19 protein-coding genes and 2 pseudogenes are annotated in these 19937 nt (G+C 66.1%); 8 read left to right on the top strand and 13 right to left on the bottom strand.

Annotation, left to right across the window (positions count from 1 at the left end):
* On the top strand, positions 1–632 hold a 632-nt coding region (locus I71_RS07180), incomplete at its 5' end, for a transposase (RefSeq protein ID WP_042693153.1).
* Between the two features lie 26 nt (positions 633–658).
* Here I71_RS07180 and I71_RS07185 read toward each other — a convergent pair.
* The gene (locus I71_RS07185; protein ID WP_148294176.1) at positions 659–1138 is read right to left on the bottom strand and encodes a hypothetical protein; all 480 of its coding nucleotides are present in this window, start codon (positions 1136–1138) and stop codon (positions 659–661) included.
* A 226-nt stretch (positions 1139–1364) separates the two neighbouring features.
* A complete protein-coding gene (locus I71_RS07190) occupies positions 1365–1895 on the bottom strand; it encodes a GNAT family N-acetyltransferase (RefSeq protein ID WP_244433692.1) in 531 nt (176 codons plus the stop codon).
* A 361-nt stretch (positions 1896–2256) separates the two neighbouring features.
* On the opposite strand from I71_RS07190, the gene I71_RS07195 reads away from it, so the two are divergent.
* From I71_RS07195 to glyS, 4 genes are all read left to right on the top strand, one after another.
* Positions 2257–2706, top strand: a complete 450-nt coding sequence (locus I71_RS07195; RefSeq protein WP_042693160.1) for a hypothetical protein — start codon at positions 2257–2259, stop codon at positions 2704–2706.
* A gap of 125 nt (positions 2707–2831) precedes the next feature.
* Entirely contained in the window at positions 2832–3116 is a 285-nt protein-coding gene (locus tag I71_RS07200) for a hypothetical protein (RefSeq protein ID WP_042693225.1), read from the top strand.
* A gap of 94 nt (positions 3117–3210) precedes the next feature.
* Positions 3211–4107 (top strand): glycine--tRNA ligase subunit alpha, encoded by an 897-nt coding sequence (locus I71_RS07205; protein WP_042693163.1) that lies wholly within the window; start codon positions 3211–3213, stop codon positions 4105–4107.
* A 4-nt stretch (positions 4108–4111) separates the two neighbouring features.
* Positions 4112–6301: a glycine--tRNA ligase subunit beta gene (gene glyS / locus I71_RS07210; RefSeq protein ID WP_042693168.1), complete on the top strand. Its 2190-nt coding sequence runs from the start codon at positions 4112–4114 to the stop codon at positions 6299–6301.
* Positions 6302–6334: 33 nt separating this feature from the next.
* On the opposite strand, the gene I71_RS07215 is transcribed toward glyS, so the two are convergent.
* Positions 6335–6988, bottom strand: coding sequence for a chemotaxis protein (locus tag I71_RS07215; RefSeq protein ID WP_244433693.1), 654 nt, complete (start codon positions 6986–6988; stop codon positions 6335–6337).
* A gap of 5 nt (positions 6989–6993) precedes the next feature.
* Complete coding sequence (locus I71_RS07220) at positions 6994–7353, bottom strand: response regulator (protein ID WP_042693175.1); 360 nt, start codon at positions 7351–7353, stop codon at positions 6994–6996.
* Between the two features lie 140 nt (positions 7354–7493).
* On the opposite strand from I71_RS07220, the gene I71_RS07225 reads away from it, so the two are divergent.
* The 3 genes from I71_RS07225 (at position 7494) to I71_RS07235 (ending at position 9351) form a co-directional block, all read left to right on the top strand.
* Positions 7494–7994 carry a putative toxin-antitoxin system toxin component, PIN family gene (locus I71_RS07225; RefSeq protein ID WP_049975974.1) on the top strand — a complete coding sequence of 167 codons (501 nt, stop codon included), beginning with the start codon at positions 7494–7496 and terminating at the stop codon, positions 7992–7994.
* A 133-nt stretch (positions 7995–8127) separates the two neighbouring features.
* Positions 8128–8586 carry a hypothetical protein gene (locus I71_RS07230; protein ID WP_042693182.1) on the top strand — a complete coding sequence of 153 codons (459 nt, stop codon included), beginning with the start codon at positions 8128–8130 and terminating at the stop codon, positions 8584–8586.
* Positions 8587–8811: 225 nt separating this feature from the next.
* The gene (locus tag I71_RS07235) at positions 8812–9351 is read left to right on the top strand and encodes a DedA family protein (RefSeq protein ID WP_280109859.1); all 540 of its coding nucleotides are present in this window, start codon (positions 8812–8814) and stop codon (positions 9349–9351) included.
* Positions 9352–9405: 54 nt separating this feature from the next.
* On the opposite strand, the gene I71_RS07240 is transcribed toward I71_RS07235, so the two are convergent.
* The 9 genes and pseudogenes from I71_RS07240 to I71_RS07280 form a co-directional block, all read right to left on the bottom strand.
* Positions 9406–10626: an HD-GYP domain-containing protein gene (locus I71_RS07240; RefSeq protein WP_244433695.1), complete on the bottom strand. Its 1221-nt coding sequence runs from the start codon at positions 10624–10626 to the stop codon at positions 9406–9408.
* 115 nt (positions 10627–10741) lie between these two features.
* On the bottom strand, positions 10742–11977 hold the full coding sequence (locus I71_RS07245) for an SLC13 family permease (RefSeq protein ID WP_042693190.1): 1236 nt from the start codon (positions 11975–11977) through the stop codon (positions 10742–10744).
* Positions 11978–12100: 123 nt separating this feature from the next.
* A complete protein-coding gene (locus tag I71_RS07250) occupies positions 12101–12925 on the bottom strand; it encodes an MBL fold metallo-hydrolase (protein WP_042693193.1) in 825 nt (274 codons plus the stop codon).
* Between the two features lie 179 nt (positions 12926–13104).
* Positions 13105–15329 (bottom strand): annotated as a pseudogene (gene purL, locus I71_RS07255) (phosphoribosylformylglycinamidine synthase subunit PurL).
* Entirely contained in the window at positions 15326–16015 is a 690-nt protein-coding gene (gene purQ / locus I71_RS07260; RefSeq protein ID WP_042693196.1) for a phosphoribosylformylglycinamidine synthase subunit PurQ, read from the bottom strand. Before purQ ends, purL begins: the two are co-directional and overlap by 4 nt.
* Before the next feature lie 112 nt (positions 16016–16127).
* Positions 16128–17354 carry an ammonium transporter gene (locus I71_RS07265; protein ID WP_042693200.1) on the bottom strand — a complete coding sequence of 409 codons (1227 nt, stop codon included), beginning with the start codon at positions 17352–17354 and terminating at the stop codon, positions 16128–16130.
* Positions 17355–17579: 225 nt separating this feature from the next.
* On the bottom strand, positions 17580–18950 hold the full coding sequence (locus tag I71_RS07270) for a TldD/PmbA family protein (protein ID WP_042693203.1): 1371 nt from the start codon (positions 18948–18950) through the stop codon (positions 17580–17582).
* A gap of 120 nt (positions 18951–19070) precedes the next feature.
* Positions 19071–19502 (bottom strand): DoxX family protein, encoded by a 432-nt coding sequence (locus tag I71_RS07275; RefSeq protein WP_042693210.1) that lies wholly within the window; start codon positions 19500–19502, stop codon positions 19071–19073.
* Between the two features lie 234 nt (positions 19503–19736).
* A pseudogene (locus tag I71_RS07280) lies at positions 19737–19937 on the bottom strand (cysteine--tRNA ligase); the annotation flags it as partial.

The raw sequence follows: 19937 nt of genomic DNA on the forward strand, positions 1-19937 counted from the left end.
GCGATACCCGCATCGAGGCGGTGCTCAAGCGGCTTCGGGCCGTGCGGCCAAAGCCGGCCGGCAAGCTGCCTCTCGCGCGGCATGCGACCAAGCAGCCCAACGCGCCGGCCTTCGACGCCCGCATCGCGTTGCACGCAATCCTCGGCGTGGACCTCACCCAGATCCACGGGCTCGGCCCCTCCCTGGCGCTCAAGCTGGTGGGCGAGTGCGGCACCGACCTGTCGGCGTGGCCGAGCGCCAAGCACTTTACCTCCTGGCTGTGTCTGGCACCGAGCAACAAGATCTCTGGAGGCAAGGTGCTGTCGTCGCGGACCCGGCGTTCGGGCAGCCGGGCGGCGGCGCTACTGCGCCTCGCCGCGACCACGGTGGGTAGAACCGAGACCGCCCTCGGCGCCTTCTATCGGCGCCTGTCGGCCCGCGCCGGCAAGGCCAAGGCGGTCACCGCGACAGCGCGGAAGATCGCGGTGCTGTTCTACAATGCCCTGCGCCACGGCATGGACTACGTCGATCCCGGCGCCGCCTACTACGAGGAGCGTTATCGGAACCGCGTGCTCACCAACCTTCAGCGTCGCGCCAAGTCACTGGGCTACGTCCTGCAGGAGGCAGGCGCCGAATCCGTCGGAGTTTCTTAGGAACCGCCTTCACAGGGAATCGAAGATCAATCGACCGCCCTGGTGGCAAACGCGGGTGCGCAGAAGGCAGGGGCAGCAAAAGCCGGCGCACTGAAACCGGCACATGCAATGGCCGGGACACTGATACCGGCAGTCTCGGCCGGACCGCTGATGGCAGCCGCAGCCTTCGCCGGCGTGCCGAAGCCGGCGCATGCAATGGCCGGAACGCTGATACCGGCAGTCTCGGCCGGACCGCTGATGGCAGCCGCAGCCTTCGCCGGTGCGCCGAATGCCGCCACGGCAACGGCCTTCGCGCCAGTCGCAATCGTTTCGGTCAGGGATGCGACAGGGGAACGCTGAACGCCGGACTGCTGCAAGGCGCGGACATCGCCATGCACGACATCCGCAAATCCCTCGCTCGCAAGAAGGGCTTGCTTGCCTCGATGGTCCTCGGCACCCAACCGCTTGCGAAATTCACTGTCCGTGGCGAGACGCTTAATCAGGTCGAATGCCTTAATCGATGCCATGACTACCCCCATCAATGCGTCAACGGAATGCCGAAAGCCTGTCAGCCGGCCGACACATCGTATGGGGCAAGATCGCTCGCCTCAAACGGAAACACCATTTTCAGGCGGATATCGGTACTCACACCATCCGTAAAAGGAGAATTCATAGTCTGACTAGCGCTCATACGGCACCATCATCGCCATATCTTCCCCTGAAGAGACGCAACCATCCGCGACTCGGACGATTTCAAGGGTGCAGGCGCCGTGCCCGCCACTCCTCGCGCGTCTGATGCCAAACATCGGCCTCGGGCGGGTTCACCGGTTCCGGCAGAAGCGTGGTGCCGCGCAGTTGCGCACCCAGCTTCCGTGCCACAGCTTGCGAAGCGGTGTTGCGGGGATGGATGGTGTGGATAACCTCCGTCCAGCCGAGATGGTCGAACACCCAGTTTATCGCGGCGGCGGCACTCTCGACCGCATAGCCGCGCCCCCAGCGGTCCCGCATGATCGCCCAACCGACCTCCGGCCCCGGCCACCCTTCCGGCACCCAGGGACCGACACGGCCCACCCACCGGCCGGTCTCCTTCTCGATAACCGAGAACATCGCGAAGCCCTGGATCGACCAAGCACCGGCCATCGACAGGAAGCCGCGCCACGCCACCGGGCGCGATTGCTGGCCGCCAATGAAATCGGTCGCCTCCGGATCAGCCATCATCGCCGCCCAGCCTTCAAAATCCTCCGGCCGGGTCGGCCGCAGGATCAGACGGGCGGTTTCCAGCATCGGTTCCCCCACAGAGGCCATCGTCGCGCTGCCCCGACCGTCGGCAAAAGTCGCACCCATCAGAAAGAACACCATCTTGATTGAACCACCGGGCGAGAAAGCCCGGACAGAAACCCACAACCACCGGATACCGAAACCATCCACTGATCAACGGATGCAAGAAATATCATTCACAAGCATCGAACCCGCGTCCAGCGCGAAACGTCGGCACCACCATCGCCCAGCGAGACCTTGACCGAACACCCTAGGCTTTCTGGGCTAGGGCGACGGCGTGGATCGGATCCCATATAGTGCGACGACGCCCGGTCACTCCATGCGGCCGGGCGGACAAAAAGAACAGAGACAAGTACGGAGCACAACGATGTCGCGCTTTCGGATGGCGATCCTGGCCCTGACGGCGGTGAGTGGAGCAACACTGGCCGTTTCCGGTTTCAGCGGCAGCGCCGCAGCCCAGTCCAAGCTGGATTCCACGGGCCAGCCCGTTTGGGACGAGAGCCACAACCAGCGGCCGACAGCGGCCAGCGACCGCGCGCTGCCGGCCGGCGTGGTGACGCTGCGAACGGCGACCTCCGCCCCTGGGCTGCTTGGCGTCTATGCCCGCAACGGCCTGCCCTTCGACATCGTGCTGGGCCGGGTCGACGCCACCCAATGCACCAACATCCTGCCGGAGGATTGCGGCCTGCTCGGCACCGACATCCGCGTCGCCACCGGGACGGAGGTGCTGGTGCGCAGCGTGCGGCAGGCCGACATGACCCGCACCTACGGCTTGGTACCGGTCTACAGCTGGCAGCCGGCCGTCGCCGCCAAGTAAGGCGGTCCGCCGGGGGGCCGCCGCACGCTCTCGAACGCGGCCCCACCAGCCTTCACCCCTTCAATTTCCTTGACTTCCCGTCTTCCGCGGGCTGAATGCCCGGGAGACCAGACGGGTTGCCGGCGATGATGTCCTTGTCCAAGATTCTTCTTCTGGCGCTGGTGATCGGCGCCGTCTGGTTCGGCTGGCGCTGGGTCAACCGCGTGCAGGAAATCGGCCGCGCCCGCAGCGCCGCCCGCCGCCGGGACGGCGGACGCGATGCCGCTGCCGGCGGCTCGCCGCGCTCCCCCGGTGCCTACGCCCCGACTCTGGAGGCGGAGGACATGGAGAAATGTCCGGAATGCGGGGCCTATGTCGCTCCGCGCTCTGCTGTGTCCTGCGGCCGGCCCGCCTGCCCCTACGGACGCTGACGGCAGGAAAGCCCGCCCGCGCTGCAGCTTGATTTGACGGTGCCACCCGCCTATCGTGCGGCGCGTTTTCAACATTTCTCATTGTGGACCGTCCATGGCCTCCCAGATCGGGACTTCCGACGGCGGAAACTCCGCCGACCGCCGCGGCCTGTCGTTCCAGGCCCTGATCCTCAAGCTCCACCAGTTCTGGTCGGAGCAGGGTTGCGTCATCCTGCAGCCCTACGACATGGAGGTCGGCGCCGGCACCTTCCACCCGGCGACCACGCTGCGCGCGCTGGGTCCGGACGCCTGGAAGGCGGCCTATGTCCAGCCGTCGCGCCGGCCGAAGGACGGCCGCTATGGCGAGAACCCAAACCGCCTGCAGCACTATTACCAGTATCAGGTCATCATGAAGCCCTCGCCGGCCAACGCGCAGGAGCTTTACCTGGACAGCCTGCGCGCCATCGGCATCGATCCGGCGCTGCACGACATCCGCTTCGTCGAGGATGACTGGGAAAGCCCGACGCTGGGCGCCTGGGGCCTGGGCTGGGAAGTGTGGTGCGACGGCATGGAAGTGACGCAGTACACCTATTTCCAGCAGGTCGGCGGCATCGAATGCGACCCGGTCGCGGTCGAGCTGACCTATGGGCTGGAGCGCCTCGCCATGTATGTGCAGGGCGTGGAGAATGTCTACGACCTGGACTTCAACGGCCAGGGCGTGAAGTACGGCGATGTCTTCAAGCGCGCCGAGGTCGAATACTCGAAGCATAATTTCGAGTTCGCCAACACCGACATGCTGCTCCAGCATTTCAAGGACGCCGAGGCCGAGTGCCAGGCGCTGGTCGCGCAGAACCTTGCGCTGCCCGCCTATGACCAGTGCATCAAGGCGTCGCATCTGTTCAACCTGCTGGACGCCCGCGGCGTGATCAGCGTTGTCGAGCGCGCCGCCTATATCGGCCGCGTGCGCGCGCTGGCCAAGGCCTGCTGCGAAGCCTGGACGGGGGCGAAGTAAAAATATGGCTCAGATCCTTAACAACGAACTTCTCATCGAGGTGTTCTCGGAAGAAATTCCGGCACGCATGCAAGCGAAAGCTGCGCTGGATTTTCGCCGCCTGATCGTCGAGAAGCTTGCGGCCGCTGGTTTGGGCTTCCAAGCTGCCGTAGAGCAGTCCACTCCTCGCCGGATTGCGCTGGTGGTGAATGGCCTTCCGGACCGCACCGAAGACATCAAAGAAGAGAAAAAGGGTCCGCGCGTCGGTTCGCCCGAGCAGGCGGTCGCCGGCTTCCTGAAGTCGGCCGGGCTCGACAGCCTCGACCAGTGCGAGCAGCGCGACACCGGCAAGGGCATCTTCTATTTTGCGGTGACCGAGAAGAAGGGCCGCGAGACCGCCGCGGTGCTGGCGGAGATCATCCCCGCCGCCATGGCCGAGCTGCCCTGGCCGAAGTCGATGCGCTGGGGCACCGGCACCGTGCGCTGGGTCCGTCCGCTGCATTCGATCATCGCCCTGTTCGGCGGGCGCGTGCTCGACGGCGGCTATGACATCGGCGGCACCCAGGGCCGCATCGCCTTTGGCAACGTCACCCGCGGCCACCGCTTCCTGGCGCCCGACGCCTTCGCGGTGGAGAGCTTCGCCGATTACCGGGAGAAGCTGCGCGCCGCCAAGGTCGTGCTCGACCGTGAGGAGCGCAAGGCCAAGATCAAGGCCGATGCCGAGGCGCTGGCCAAGGCGCAGGGCCTGACCCTGTCGCCCGACGATGCCCTGCTGGAGGAGGTCGCCGGCCTTGTTGAGTGGCCGGTCGTGCTGATGGGCGGCATCGACGAGAGCTTCATGGACGTGCCGTCGGAGGTTCTCATCACCTCGATGCGCACCCACCAGAAATATTTCGCCGCGCTGGATGCCAACGGCAAGATGGCCCCGCGCTTCATCGTCGTCGCGAACACCGAGACGCTGGACGGCGGTAAGGCCGTGGTCGCCGGCAACGAGCGCGTGCTGCGCGCCCGCCTGTCCGACGCCAAGTTCTTCTGGGACCAGGACCACAAGACCAAGCTGGAAGACCGTAAGTCGTCCCTGGAGAAGATCACCTTCCACGCCAATTTGGGCACAGTGGCGGAAAAGGTAACCCGCATCCAACTGTTGGCCACAGAGATCGCCCGCACCATCGGCGCCGATGTAAAGGCGGCCAATCGCGCAGCTGAACTCTGCAAGGCTGATCTTGTAACCGAAGTGGTCGGTGAGTTCCCCGAGGTTCAGGGGATCATGGGCCGCTACTATGCTAAGGATCAGGGTGAGAGCGACGACGTCGCCGACGCCATCGCCGACCATTACAAGCCGGTCGGTCCGTCCGATTCCTGCCCGACAGTGCCGGTTTCGGTCGCGGTGGCGCTGGCCGACAAGATCGACACGCTTGTTGGCTTCTTCGCCATCGACGAAAAGCCGACGGGCTCGAAGGACCCCTACGCGCTGCGCCGTGCGGCGTTGGGCGTTATCCGACTTATCCTCACAAACGATTTGCGCCTCCGCCTGACTGATATTACTGGCTTCGCCTTCAATTCTCACTATGCCCAAGCGAGAATCATTGAGCATGAGCCGGAGGCGACTGGAAGCAATTCGCTTCAGAAGTTTGGAAAGGCGATAGAGAGCATTCCTTCACGTAGAGAAGTCTGGTCCGATTGGACTACAGACGGCCTGATGTCCTTCTTCGCCGACCGCCTGAAGGTGGTGCTGCGCGAGCAGGGCGTCCGTCACGATCTGGTCGATGCCGTCTTCGCGCTCGGCGGCGAGGACGATCTGGTACGGCTGCTCGCCCGCGTGAAGGCCCTTCAGGCGTTCGTCGGCTCCGACGAGGGCGCCAACTTGGCAGCGGCCTACAAGCGTGCCTCCAACATCGTCCGCATCGAGGAGAAGAAGGACGGCGCGAGTTTCGACCAGCCGGTCGATGCCGCCCGTCTGGCGCAGGACGAGGAAAAGGCGCTGTTCACCGCGCTGAACGAGGCTTCGGCCACCGCAAAGCCGCTACTGGACGCGGAAGACTTCACCGGCACCATGGCGGCGCTGGCGAAGCTGCGCGGCCCGGTGGATGCCTTCTTCGAGAAGGTCACGGTGAACGCGGAGGACAAGGACCTGCGCGCCAACCGCCTGCGCCTGCTGACGCAGATCCGCACGACGCTGAACGCGGTGGCCGACTTCTCGAAGATCGAAGGGTGATGCGGTTGGGGGGCGTTCGCGCCCCCCTTATTTTTAGAGTCCTGCCAAAGCCCGCCGGATCGCTTCGCGGAAGGCATCGAGCGATGCGATGTCCAGCAGGAACAGCGCATGGCCGCTGGCATCGCCGGCCGCCAGCGCCATGTCGATGCGCACGAACAACACCGGATCGGTGCCGGCCCCGATGACCGCAGCCGGCGCGCCGGCTCCATAGCCCGGAACCGCACCCGACAACTCGCCGCCGATCAGGTTGGACAGGCTGGCGAGACAGCCGTTCAGGATGATGTTGCCGATCTCGGTCAGCGCGTCCTGCTCCATCTCGCCCGGCGCCTCCGCGGCGGGATCGACGGGAACGAGGCGGCCGACCAGGGCGAGCGTGCCGCGTTCAGGGAAGATCAGCATCGCTTCGCCGGTGAAGGGACCGGTGAAGGCGCCGCGCACGGCGCAGACCGGTTGATCGCCGTCCAGCTCGTTGCCGACTTCGCTGGTGATGCGCGCCCGGGTCGACATCGCGAAGGACGGCACCGACAGATGCACCTCTTCGCCCAACATGGAGCTGAGGGCGGCGGCCGGTTCGCCCATGCCGATGTTGAACAGCTCGGCGATGGCGTCAGCCTCGTCGGCGCCGAGAAGTTGCGGGCCGTTCGGTGCCGGGACCGACGCAGACTCGGGAGAGCCGGGCTGTGCCATCGGCGTCACTGCCCGGCCGCGGCAAGGAAGTCGCGGATCTTGTCGGATGTTATCGGCTTGGCGATGAAACGGATTCCCAGCGCCTCGGCCTTGCGTTTCAGCGCGTCCTGGACGTTGGCGGTCAGCAGGCCGATGGGCAGGCCGGAGAAGCGTTCCTTCAGCCGCTCGGCCAGCACCAGCCCGTCCATACCCGGCATGTTGTAGTCGACGATGGCGGCGACCGGCGGCACGTCGCCGACGATCTCCAGCGCCTCTTCGCCACTCGCCGCGACGACGATGGTCCAGTCGGGCCGCAGAGAGGCGATGACACTGGAGACCATGTTGCGCGCCAGTCGGCTGTCGTCGACGACGAGAATGCTGGTCATGCCGATACTTCCGTCCTAAAGGTTTCGCTTGCACCTTCCGGGCTTCTTACCCGAAAGCGGCCCAACCCACAACACAGGCTTTACATCGTCACCGGTGACTTCAACCGCCACTGCCCCGCAATTATTCCCACACAAGATCAATGCTCATTCCAGAAACCACCGATCCCGACCGGCCTGATCCTTCCGGCGACATGCCGGTCCGGGCCGTGCTCGACACCAACATCCTGGTCGCCTATGCCCTGCTGGGCAATGCAGCGGCACGGCGGCACGATGCGATTCGCCGCTGTGTCGAGCGGGTGCGGGCGGATCGCGGCCTCGTCGGCAGCACCGAGACGCTGGCGGAGCTGGAAGAGGTGCTGATGCGCCCGACCTTCGACCGCTATACCGCCGCGACCGATCGCCGCGCCTTCCTGGACCGGATTGGGGCGGAGACCATGCTGGTCACGCCTGCGGCGGTGGGACGCCTGTGCCGCGATCCCGAGGACGACATGTTCCTGGCCGCCGCCATCGGCGGTTCGGTGCCCTGGCTGGTGACGGTCGACCGCCAGCTCCTGTCGGTGCGCCGGGCCGGTGAGACGCGGGTTCTGCGACCCGAACCGTTCCTGGCGGCGGTCACCGTCCGGACTGGCCATCAGCGATAACCGACAGAATCCTCTCGACAAACCGGCCGTCGTTTCTAGAATGAAAAGGGAACACATCGCAAACCGCGAGTGAACGAGGATTGGCCGCCGCAGCGCTGGCGGCATCGATGGAGCGCAGGGGGCATCTGCAGCGATGAGCGTCCAACGGCTTCTGTTCGAGGATCTGCCGGAGAGCGAGCCGGCGCGCAAGCCGCGCCGGACGCGGGCTGCCGCCACGGGCGCCATACCCTCGACCATGGCGGCCCAGGTCTCGGTCGATGTGGTGAGGGAGGCCGCTCCTCTGCCCAAGGCGGCGGCGCTGGCCGCCGGCGTCGCGACTCTGCCGCTCGCCCCGCCGGCCCCGCCACCGCCCCCTCCGGCCTTCGATCCGGCGGCGCTGTCGAATCCGGAACTGCGGGCGCTGGTCCAGGCGCTGCCCGACCAGCGGCTGGCGCATCTGCTGATCGAAGCGGCGCGCGAGCTGAAACGCCGCGCTGCTCCCGACCCTGGCGATACCGACGGCGAGGACGGCGATATCCCGATGGAGCCGAATCCCGCCCTTCTGCGCGCCGCCCGTCAGGCGGTCGGCGAGTTGTCGGGCGACGATTTCTGACCCCGCGCCCCACCGCTGGGGGCACCCCTTAGTCAATAAAGTTTCCGAGACAAACGACTCGGCTTTATGTCATGATCGTTTCCAGCCCACGCTCTATATGCCGCATCGCACAATAAAGCGGCCGTAAAGCGCCACCGGGCAAGCCAAACCCACATGCGACGTCTCCCGGAGGGAGCTTTGGACTGGATTGCTTGGTTGCAGGAATGGGGGAACGCCTTTTACCCGATGGCCTTTGTCTGGGCCTTTTTTGAAGGTGAAACATTTGTAATCTTCGGTGGTATGGGGGCCAAGCTCGGCATCGTCAATCTGTATTGGTTGGTCGGGTCGGTGTGGATCGGCAGTTTCATGGGCGATCAGGTCTGGTTCTGGCTTGGCCGCCGCTGGGGCAAGAAGGCTCTTGCCCGCTTTCCGTCGGCCGACGCCCACGCCTGTCGGGTCCTGAGCTGGCTGGAGAGATACGGCGTCGCCTTCATCCTGGTGTTCCGCTTCCTCTACGGCGTGCGCAACATCGCGTCGGTTGCCATCGGCACCTCCGGCATGCCGTGGTCCCGCTTCCTATTCTGGAACTTCATCGCCGCGGGCATCTGGGCCTGGAGCTTCGCCGGCGCCGGCTACATGTTCGGTGAGGCCGCCGCCGCCATCGGCGAGGATGGTCCGAAGATCCTGCTGCTGTCGGGCCTCGCCATCGGTGGTCTGTGGATCGCCGTCAAGAGCTTCCGCTGGGTCCGCCGCCGCGCGCTCGCCGCGACCAATCCGGCGGAGTGACGCAAGCCTGTCGGGGGGCGTCGAGCGAAAGGCCCGGCCCCCGTCAACCGGCTGTCAGGCCTCGACCTTTTCCTGATCCTTCAGACGCTCCCAGATGGCGTCGAACTCCGCATGCCGGTTGGCGAACAGCGACAGCAGGCGCGGGTCGAAATGGACCTTCGGGTCCAGACGGTCATCGCCGTTCAACAGAATGTCGACCGTCTTCTCGTGGCTGAATGACGGCTTGTAAGGCCGGGCGCTGCGCAGGGCGTCGTAACAGTCGGCGATGGAGACGATGCGGGCGGCGAGCGGGATTTCCTCTCCCTTCAGGCCACGCGGATAGCCGGTGCCGGCCCACTGCTCATGATGGTACAGCGCGATCTCGGCAGCCATCTTCAGCCGGTCCGAGGCGATCAGGATGTCGTGGCCGTAGATCGGATGCCGCTTCATTTCCGCCAGTTCGCGGTCGTCCAGCCGGCCCTTCTTGTGCAGCACGGCCTGATCGACGCTCATCTTGCCGACATCGTGCAGGGCGGCTGAAAAGCGGATTTCGTTGCAGAAGGCGCGGCTACAGCCGGCCCAGGTCGCCAGCGCGTAGGAATATTCGTTGACCCGCAGGATGTGGTTGCCGGTATCCTCGTCATGCACCTCGGCGGCGCGTGCCAGCAGGTTGACCGACACCATGAAGGCGCGCTCCGTCTCCGCCTGAAGCTCGGCGACGCGACGGCGCTCCCTGGTCAGGGCGCGGTTCCGCTCGGTCAGCCGCTCCAGCGTCGCGGCACGTTCCAGCGCGCGGCCGACGATGTGGTTGACCGGGGCGATCATCTGCTCGTGATCGGGAAGGAAAACCGGCGGCCCCTCCACCGGGCGGCGGTTGATCAACTGCACCACGCCGATGGGCCGGTCACGGAAGCCCTTGAGCGCGAAGGTCATAATGGAGCGGGTGCGGAAACCGGTGCGCTGGTCGAAGGCGGAATTGAAACTGTAGGGCCGCTCCGCCGGGATGGCATAGGCATCGTCCAGCAGCAGGGTTTCACCGGTCGCCGCCACATAGCCGACGATGGAGGTCTGGCTGACCGGCACTGAAAACAACGTCGTCTTGGCACGGACCACATCGTTCTGAACGCTGACCGCGTCCAGATGCCGATGCCGTCCCTGTCCACGCAGCATGAAGACCGTGCCCGCCTCGGCGCCCGTCAGCTCGCGGCACTTGCGCAGCACCCGGTCGCTCAGCGAACGCAGCGACTGGTTCGGGGCACTTTCGATGAACTCAAGAAACTGGCCGACCAGACCCACAACGTTCCCCCACCCCGGCGCACACCGACGGCGCTCCGAACAGATTACCCTATTTGTCGCACCCGGCAGAAGAGGCTTGCAGTCCCCAAATCGCGTGGCGAGGACGGCGTGGCCCTCACAGCCCCATCCAGCCGCCAGCCCACAGCCAGACCGCGGCCACCGCCATCGACAGCAGCGCCATCGGCACGCCGCAGCGGGCATGCTCGACGAATCCCAGCTTGACCCCGGCCGCCGCCGCCCGCTCCGCCACGATGATGTTGGCGAGGCTGCCCGGCAAAAGCAGGTTGCCGGCCAGGGTCGACAGCAGCGCCAGCCCGTAGAGCGCACCTTCCGGCGGTGACGGCCAGGCGGCCAGCAGCAGGATGACCGCCGGAACATTGCCGATGCTGTTGCTGCCGACCAGCGACAGCGGCAGCATCACCGCCAGCCGGTCGGGAAGCCAGCCGGCCGCCCGCAAGTCGTCGACCAGCGCCGCCGGGATGCCGGTCATCCCAAGCGCATGGTTGATGGCGAAAAGGGCGGCGAACAGCACCAGCAGATGCCAGTCGACCATGCCCAGCATGTCACGGCTGGCCATCCGGCGGCTGACCATCATGATGCCGGCGATCAGCAGAACCGCATGCTCCTGCGGGATGGAACTGGTGAACAGCGCCAGCAGGGCCACGGTTGCCACCACCGCCTTGCCCAACTGCCAGCGGTCGAGCTGCGGTGCCGCCTGGCCGGCTCCCTCATGCCCCTCCTCCGGCATGCCGAATCGGCCGCGCCAGACCAGCCAGACGGTTGCATAGGCGATGGCCATCGCCGCCAGCGCCGGACCGCCGCACACCGCCAGGAAGCGCCAGAAATCGAGATGCCCGACCTGCCCGATCAGGATGTTCTGCGGGTTGCCGATCATCGTCGCCGCCGATCCGGCATTGGCCGCCCCGGCCAGCCCGATCAGATAGGGCCGCGGGTCCAGCTTGCGCGCCTGTAGCCCCAAGCACAGCATCGGCGTCATGGCGAAGACGACCACATCGTTCGCCAGCACCGCCGACAGCCCGCCGGCGACCAGCACGATCACCGCCAGCAGCCGGGCCGGCGACTTCGCCGCCTGCGCCACCTTCAGCGCGCACCAGTCGTAAAAGCCGCTGCCGGCATATTGCGCCGACAGGATCATCAGCCCCAGCAGGACGAAGATGGTCGGAAAATCGATGGCCGAGACGGCGGTGGCGGTATCGAGCGCCCCGGTCGCCAGCAGCAGGATCGCGGCGACCAGCGCGATGCCGGTGCGGTCGATGCGCAGGCCGGGAAAGCCGCCCAGCGCCATGCCCAGATAGGTGGCGGCGAACAGAATCAGGATGGTTGCGGTCATGATGCCCGGTGCACAGGAAATACTGGAGCTTCATGCGTTTACTACGAAACGTATGACGCTCCTGCCGTTGTTTTTGCGATCGGATTCACGCTTCAAATCGATTCCGATTTTACGCGATCCGATCTAGTCGAGGGAGATGGTGGTTCCCTCGCGCGCGGCAAAGCAGTTTGCGAACTCTGCCTTGGCCGCCGCCTCGATCCGCTCCATCGTGGCGTCGTCGTGGTCGGGATCGTGGTGGAACAGGCCCAGCATCTTCACATGGGCGGCGCGGGCGATCCGCACCGCCTCCATCCAGGTGGAATGGCCCCAGCCGATCCGCTGCTTCCACTCCTCGTCGGTGTAGGTCGAGTCGTAGAGCAGCAGATCCACCCCATCAACGAGGTTCAGGATGTTGCGGTCGGGATGGTCGGGCACATGTTCGGTGTCGGTGACATAGGCCATCGCCCGGCCCTGGTACTCGATCCGGTAACCGGTTGCCCCGTCGGGATGGTTCAGCGCCGCGGTGTGGATGCGCACCCCGCCTTCCAGCTTGAAGCTGTGGCCGGGCGGCACCTCCAGGAAGCTCAGGTCACCGCCCATGGTGCGCAGCGGCACCGGGAACAGCGGCCGTTCCATCTGGCGGGCCATCACCGATTCGATGTCCGGACTGCCGGTGAGATGGCCGGAGATGACGCGGAGGCCGAAGCCCTTGGTGTAGGCCGGCGCGAAGAAGGGAAAGCCGCTGATGTGGTCGAGATGGGTATGGCTCAGCAGCAGCGTGGCGCCGGTCACCCCTTCGGCCAGAAGCTTGCGCCCAAGCATCCGCAGCCCGGTGCCGGCATCGATGATGATCCGCTGCTTGCCGGCCTGCACTTCGACGCAGGAGGTGTTGCCGCCAAAACCCAGATGCGAGGCCATCGGGCAGGGAATCGTGCCGCGCACGCCCCAGAAGGTGACTGAAAACCCCATTCCCCCGCCTCCAGGCGCGTTCAAACGCCGATCCGACCCCTTTGGCCGGCGAGTTTAACGCGAATCCCCAGTATGTACACGATAGAGGATGCCGGACGGATGCCGCGTCCCATACTGAAAAACGAACGGGGCCGCTTCATCCGAAGCAGCCCCGCCGGTCTTGTCGTTGCCAGGCCTTTTTAAAGCTCGGCGGCCATGTAGGTCGGCAGCCAGCCTTCGTTCGCCTCGCGCAGGCGCTTCAGCGAGACGGCATCGCCGCCACGGCCGGACAGCGCGGTGCCGCGGGTCTCGCCAAGCACGGTGACCGGCACGCCGGCCGCCTTGGCCTTCTCCTGTACCGTCGCGGCGACGTCCGGACGGACGGCCAGGACGTAGCGGCCCTGATCCTCCCGAAACAGCACGCGGACATGCTGGCGGTCGAAACCGGTCAGGTAGGCGCGGATGCCACCGGCAGCGCCATCTCGGCGATGGTGACCATCAGCCCACCGTCGGCCACGTCGTGGCTCGACACCACCAGACCCTCGCGGATCAGGCCGCGGACGAAGTCGCCGTTGCGGCGCTCCACCGCCAGATCGACCGGCGGGGGAGCCCCCTCTTCGCGGCCGAGGATCTCGCGCAGGAAGATCGACTGGCCGATGTGGCCCTTCGTATCGCCCACTGCGAGGATCACGTCGCCTTCGTTTTTGAAGGCAATACCGACGGCGATCATCGCGTCCGGCATGATGCCGACGCCGCCGATAGCCGGGGTCGGCAGGATCGCCTCGCCGTTGGTCTCGTTGTAGAGCGAGACGTTGCCCGACACGACCGGGAAGTCCAGCGCCTTGCAGGCCTCGCCGATGCCTTGGACGGCGCCGACGAACTGGCCCATGATCCGCGGCTTCTCGGGGTTGCCGAAGTTCATGTTGTCGGTGATGGCGAGCGGCAGCGCGCCCACCGCCGACAGGTTGCGCCACGCCTCGGCCACCGCCTGCTTGCCGCCCTCGATCGGATCGGCAAGGCAATAGCGCGGGGTGCAGTCGGTGGTGATGGCGACCGCCTTGGTCTGGCCCGGCACGCGGACGACCGCGGCGTCGGCCTGCCCCGACATGAAGCGGGTGTCGCCACCGACGAGGCTGTCATACTGCTCCCAGATCCAGCGCTTGGAGGCCAGATCGGGGCAGCCGAACAGCTTGGTCAGCGTGTCGCCCAGGCTTTCGGAATAGCCGTCGAACACGCTGTCGTCGAGGTCGGACGCCTTCGGCGTCGGCTCCCACGGGCGGTCGTATTCCGGAGCGGCGTTGGACACCGGGGCGATCGGCATGTTGCACCAGGTCTCGCCATACATCTTGATGACGAGGTTGCCGGTGTCGGTCAGATGGCCGATGACGGCGAAGTCCAGCTCCCACTTGTCGAAGATGGCCTTCGCCACCTCCTCGCGGCCGGGCTTCAGGATGATCAGCATGCGCTCCTGGCTTTCGGAGAGCATGATCTCATAGGGCGTCATCGCCTGTTCGCGCATCGGCAGGGTGTCGAGCGTCAGCTCGATGCCCAGGCCGCCCTTGCCGGCCATCTCGACCGAGGAGGAGGTCAGGCCGGCCGCACCCATGTCCTGGATGGCGACGATGGCGTCCGTCTCCATCAGTTCCAGGCAGGCTTCGATCAGCAGCTTTTCGGTGAAGGGGTCGCCAACCTGCACGGTCGGGCGCTTCTCCTCCGAATCCTCGGTGAACTCGGCCGACGCCATGGTGGCGCCGTGGATGCCGTCGCGGCCGGTCTTGGACCCGACATAGACGACGGGGTTGCCGATGCCGGCAGCGGCCGAATAGAAGATCTTGTCGGTCTTGGCGACACCCACGGTCATGGCGTTGACCAGGATGTTGCCGTTGTAGGCCGGGTGGAAGTTGGTCTCGCCACCCACGGTCGGCACGCCGACGCAGTTGCCGTAGCCGCCGATGCCGGCGACCACGCCCGAGACCAGATGGCGGGTCTTGGGGTGGTCGGGCGAGCCGAAGCGCAGCGCGTTCATGTTGGCGATGGGACGCGCGCCCATGGTGAACACGTCGCGCAGGATGCCGCCCACGCCCGTCGCCGCGCCCTGGTAGGGTTCGATGTAGGACGGGTGGTTGTGGCTCTCCATCTTGAAGATGACGGCGTCGCCGTCACCGATGTCGACCACGCCGGCATTCTCGCCGGGACCGCAGATCACCTGCGGGCCGGTGGTCGGCAGCGTCTTCAGCCACAGCTTCGACGACTTGTAGGAGCAATGCTCCGACCACATGACCGAGATGATGCCCAGCTCGGTGAAGGTCGGGGTGCGGCCCAGGATATCGAGGGCGTTCCGGTATTCCTCGGCGGACAGGCCGAACTCCTTGGCGAGTTCGGCGGTGACCGGACGCTCCTGCGCCTTGGTAGCTTCAGCGCTCACGACAGGGCCTCCACCAGACCTTCGAACATGGGCTTGCCGTCGGTGTTGCCATGCAGGGCCTCCACCGCGTCCTCGGGGTGCGGCATCAGGCCCAGCACGGTGCGCTTGGCATTGAAGATGCCGGCGATGTCGGACACCGAGCCGTTCGGGTTGCCGCGCGGATCGGCCCGCGCCTCGTCGGCGACATAGCGGAAGGCGACCTGGCCTTCACCGTCCAGCCGCTTCACCGTCTCGGCGTCGGTCCAGTAGTTGCCGTCGCCATGGGCGACCGGGAAGCGGACGATCTGGCCCTTCGCATATTTCTTGGTGAAGGGGCTGTCGGTGTTCTCCACCCGCAGATGCTGGACGCGGCAGACGAATTTCAGCGCGCCGTTGCGCATCAGCGCGCCGGGCAGCAACCCGGCCTCGGTGATGATCTGGAAGCCGTTGCAGACGCCGAGGACGCGGACGCCCTGATCGGCCCGCGCCTTCACCTCGCGCATGATCGGCGAATGCGCCGCCATGGCGCCGGAGCGCAGGTAGTCGCCATAGGAGAAGCCGCCGGGCACGACGATCAGGTCGACCTTGGGCAGTTCGGTGTCGCGGTGCCAGACCAGGTGCGGCTTGGTCCCGCTGACGGCCTCCAGCGCGGCGACGGCGTCGCGTTCGCGGTTGGAGCCGGGGAAAACGACGATGGCGGCCTTCATGGGGCGGTCAAAATCCGGCGTCGTGAGGGGGAGGAGTTCGCGCCGGACACTAAAGCCGCCGCCCCGGCAAAGCAAGAGTCGGCCAAAGGGCGGCGGAGTTGTGCGCGGCGCATTACATGCCGGGCGCGTCCTCTTCCGGGTAGGCGGTGATGTGGTGCAACGACAGGTCGGCGCCCTTGTATTCCTGCTCGGGGTCGAGGCGGATGCCGACGGTGACGCGCAACAGGCCGTAGACCGCCAGCCCCGCGGCGAATCCGAAGCCGGCGCCGCCTGCCGTGCCGACGATCTGGCTGAGGATCGACACGCCGCCCAACCCGCCCAGCGCCTCCTGTCCGAACACACCGGCCAGCAGGCCGCCGGTCAGGCCGCACAGCCCGTGCAGCGGCCAGACGCCCAGCACGTCATCGATCTTCCAGTCGATCTGGCATTTGTTGAAGGCCCAGACGAACAACAGGCCGGCGATGCCGCCGGTGACCAGCGCGCCCAGCGGATGCATGACGTCGGAGCCGGCGCAGACCGCCACCAGACCAGCCAGCGCGCCGTTGTGGACGAAGCCCGGATCGGTGCGGCTGATGACCAGCGAGGTGACGATGCCGCCGACCATCGCCATCAGCGAGTTCAACGCGACCAGACCGGTGACGCCGTCCAGCACCTGCGCGCTCATCACATTGAAGCCGAACCATCCCACGCACAGGACCCAGGCGCCCAATGCAAGGAAGGGGATGTTCGACGGCGGGATGGCGATCAGCGAGCCATTCGGGCGGTAACGGCCACGGCGGTTGCCGAGATTCAGCACGGCCCCTAGCGCCACCCAGCCGCCAAAGGCGTGCACCACCACCGAACCGGCGAAGTCATGGAAGGGCTGGCCGAAACTCGCCGCCATCCAGCTTTGCAGGCCGAATCGGGTGCCCCATACCGTGCCTTCCAGCAGCGGGTAGAACAGTGCGATCAACGCCAGCGTGGCGCCGGCCTGCGGCCAGAATTTGGCGCGCTCGGCGATGCCGCCCGACACAATGGCCGGCACCGCGGCGGCGAAGGTCGCCAGGAAGAAGAACTTCACCAGATCGTAGCCGTAGGCCGCGAAGCCGCCGCTTCCCTTGCCGACCAGCGTGTGGGCGTCGGCGAGGAAATCGATGCCGTAGGCCACCGCATAGCCGACGAAGAAATAGGCGATGGTCGACATGGCGAAATCCGACAGGATCTTCACCAGCGCATTGACCTGGTTCTTGCGCCGGACCGTCCCGACCTCCAGCAGAGCGAAGCCGCAATGCATCGCCAGCACCATCACCGCGCCCATCAGCACGAAAAGGACGTCGCCACCCGTCTTTGCCGCATCCATTTGCACAAACCTTCAGCATATCGCCCAAAAAAGCGGCGAATTGCTAACAGATCAGGCAAACGCGTGCAAGGGCTCAGCTGACGTTTGGACAGGCAGAGTGGCGGAATTGCAGCACAAAAAGCGGGCGAACCCGCTTTGGGTTGCCCGCCGTCTGCGCAAGAACAATGCCAACTGATGAGGATGTGGGCGGAGGTGCCTCCGCCCTATGCAGTCCGAAGCCGGCGCCTAAAGTCCGGCAATGGTCATGCCGTCGATGCGCACAGTCGGCGCATCCATGCCGAAGCGCAGTTCGAGATCGTCGGCGGCCTCCATGTTCAGGAACATGTCCTTGAGGTTGCCGGCAATGGTGATTTCGTTGACGGGATAGGCGATCTGGCCGTTCTCAATCCAGAAACCACCGGCGCCGCGGCTGTAATCGCCGGTGACGCCGTTGACGCCCATACCCATCAGGTCGGTGACGTAGAAGCCGTCCTTGATCTCCGCCAGCATGTCGGCGCGGCTGCGCTTGCCGGCCGCCATATAGACGTTGGCCGGCGCCGGACCGGGCGGGCCGGAGGTGCCGCGGGCGGCATGGCCGGTGGTCGTCAAGCCGAGCTGCCGCGCGGAGCGCAGGTCGAGCAGCCAAGTCGTCAGCACGCCGTCCTCGATCAGCGTGCGGCGCGACACTTCGACGCCCTCGGCATCGAAGGGGCGGGAGCGCAGGCCGCGCTTCACATGCGGGTCGTCGACGATGGTGATGGAGGACGCAAAGATCTGCTGCCCCATCTTGTCCTTCAGGAAGCTGGTGCCTCGGGCGATGCTGGGACCGCTGATGGCGCCGGTCAGGTGGCCGAGCAGGCCGCGCGACACCCGCGGATCGAAGAACACGGGCACTTTGCAGCTCTTGACCCGGCGCGGGTTCAGGCGGCGGACGGCCCGCTCGCCGGCCTCGCGGCCGATCTCGGCGGGATCGCGCAGGTCGGCGCCATAGACCTTGCTGTCATAGTCGTAGTCGCGCTCCATCCCCGTGCCGGTCCCGGCCAGGACGGAGGCCGACAAGGACTGACGCGATACGCCGTAGGTGCCCGCGAAGCCGTTGGAGGCGGCAATCGCAATCGTCGAACGGCTCCAGCCTGCATCGCCCCCTTCGGAATTGGTGACGCCCTGGACCGCCAGAGCCGCCTCCTCAGCGATGCGGGCGCGCTCGATCAGCGTTTCCGCCGAGGGTTCCTCATCATCGCAGATGTCGAGGTCGGGCCAACTGCGGGCCAGTTGTTCCGGATCGGCGATGCCGGCGAAGCCATCCTCCGGCACTACCCGGGCCATGGCGATGGCGCGTTCGACCAACTCGTCCAGCGCCTTGCCGCTGCGGTCGGTGGAGGAGACGATGGCCTGCCGCTTGCCGACAAACACCCGCAGGCCAAGATCGCCGGATTCGGAGCGCTCCAGCTTCTCGGTCTTGCCCAGCCGGTGGGCGAGGGACACGGATGCGCTGTCGAACAGCACGGCATCGGCGGCATCCGCACCGGCGGCGCGCGCCTTGGCGATCAGGTCGTCCAGCAGAGTCAGGACCCCAGAGGACTCCGTCTTTTGCTGGTCGTTCGGCGAAACGGTCATCAGGCTCTCCGGTTGGTCTCCGTCCTGTCTACCAAATGGGACGGCGACGCGGAACGGGGAAGAGGCAATTTGCCCCCTCCCCGTTCCGCGTCGCGGTCGAATTCCGGTTGTGCCCGCGGATCAGGCCAGTTCGCTGCGGCCGGCCGGAGCATTCAGCGCCGGAAGCTTGAGGGCGAAGGCGCCCTCACCCAGCAGCGACTGCACGACCAGCAGAACCGTCCAGAAGGCCGGGAATTCCCAACCGCCGCCCGGCGCATTGAACACCCAGCCATTGCCGGTATGCTGCAGCGTGGCACCGATCAGGATCGGCAGCAGGGCCAGCGCGATCCAGCGGGTGTAGACACCGGCGATCAGCAACAGTCCGCCGCCGATCTCGCCGAGGATCACGAGATAGGCGAAGACACCGGGATAGCCGATGCTCTCGAAATAGCCGACGGTGCCGGGAATGGTGAAGGTCAGCACCTTCAGCACAAGGCCATGGGCCAGGAACAGCAGGCCGAGGCCGACGCGCAGCAGGAAGGCGGCATAGGGGGCGGTGCGAGTGTCGATCATGGTCAGGGTCTCCTCAGTCAGGGTGGCCGCCCCAAAGCTCTGGGTGGGCCGCGTTTCGTCTGAGGAAGAGATTAGGCCGGATCGGTGCTCGGGATAATCCGCTGAGTTCGTGAAGGTTTGTTGCTTGCGGAGGAACAATGGGGCGACAGACCGGTGAGGATTCTCGGGGAGGCATGCCACGCATCCCCCTCACCCTAACCCTCTCCCCAGGGGGGAGAGGGGATTCCAGTCACCTCACCCGCGCTTCCAGCTCGTGCCCTGAGGGCCGTCTTCCAGGACGATGCCGTTGTCGGCCAGTTCCTTGCGGATGCGGTCGGCCTCGGCGAAGTTCTTCGCGGCGCGGGCGGTCTTCCGATCGACGATCAGCTGTTCGACTTCGGCGTCGCTCAAGCCCTCCACCCCGCCGGCCGGCGCCCAGCGGAACCACGCTTCCGG

Origin of the sequence: Azospirillum sp. B506 (assembly GCF_000333595.1) — a bacterium.
GTDB lineage: Bacteria > Pseudomonadota > Alphaproteobacteria > Azospirillales > Azospirillaceae > Azospirillum.

Coding starts and splice junctions, on each gene's coding strand:
- I71_RS07185 (WP_148294176.1), bottom strand. CDS start 1,138: ATGGCATCGATTAAGGCATTCGACCTGATTAAGCGTCTCGCCACGGAC.
- I71_RS07190 (WP_244433692.1), bottom strand. CDS start 1,895: ATGCTGGAAACCGCCCGTCTGATCCTGCGGCCGACCCGGCCGGAGGAT.
- I71_RS07195 (WP_042693160.1), top strand. CDS start 2,257: ATGTCGCGCTTTCGGATGGCGATCCTGGCCCTGACGGCGGTGAGTGGA.
- I71_RS07200 (WP_042693225.1), top strand. CDS start 2,832: ATGATGTCCTTGTCCAAGATTCTTCTTCTGGCGCTGGTGATCGGCGCC.
- I71_RS07205 (WP_042693163.1), top strand. CDS start 3,211: ATGGCCTCCCAGATCGGGACTTCCGACGGCGGAAACTCCGCCGACCGC.
- glyS (WP_042693168.1), top strand. CDS start 4,112: ATGGCTCAGATCCTTAACAACGAACTTCTCATCGAGGTGTTCTCGGAA.
- I71_RS07215 (WP_244433693.1), bottom strand. CDS start 6,988: ATGGCACAGCCCGGCTCTCCCGAGTCTGCGTCGGTCCCGGCACCGAAC.
- I71_RS07220 (WP_042693175.1), bottom strand. CDS start 7,353: ATGACCAGCATTCTCGTCGTCGACGACAGCCGACTGGCGCGCAACATG.
- I71_RS07225 (WP_049975974.1), top strand. CDS start 7,494: ATGCTCATTCCAGAAACCACCGATCCCGACCGGCCTGATCCTTCCGGC.
- I71_RS07230 (WP_042693182.1), top strand. CDS start 8,128: ATGAGCGTCCAACGGCTTCTGTTCGAGGATCTGCCGGAGAGCGAGCCG.
- I71_RS07235 (WP_280109859.1), top strand. CDS start 8,812: ATGGCCTTTGTCTGGGCCTTTTTTGAAGGTGAAACATTTGTAATCTTC.
- I71_RS07245 (WP_042693190.1), bottom strand. CDS start 11,977: ATGACCGCAACCATCCTGATTCTGTTCGCCGCCACCTATCTGGGCATG.
- I71_RS07250 (WP_042693193.1), bottom strand. CDS start 12,925: ATGGGGTTTTCAGTCACCTTCTGGGGCGTGCGCGGCACGATTCCCTGC.
- purQ (WP_042693196.1), bottom strand. CDS start 16,015: ATGAAGGCCGCCATCGTCGTTTTCCCCGGCTCCAACCGCGAACGCGAC.
- I71_RS07265 (WP_042693200.1), bottom strand. CDS start 17,354: ATGGATGCGGCAAAGACGGGTGGCGACGTCCTTTTCGTGCTGATGGGC.
- I71_RS07270 (WP_042693203.1), bottom strand. CDS start 18,950: ATGACCGTTTCGCCGAACGACCAGCAAAAGACGGAGTCCTCTGGGGTC.
- I71_RS07275 (WP_042693210.1), bottom strand. CDS start 19,502: ATGATCGACACTCGCACCGCCCCCTATGCCGCCTTCCTGCTGCGCGTC.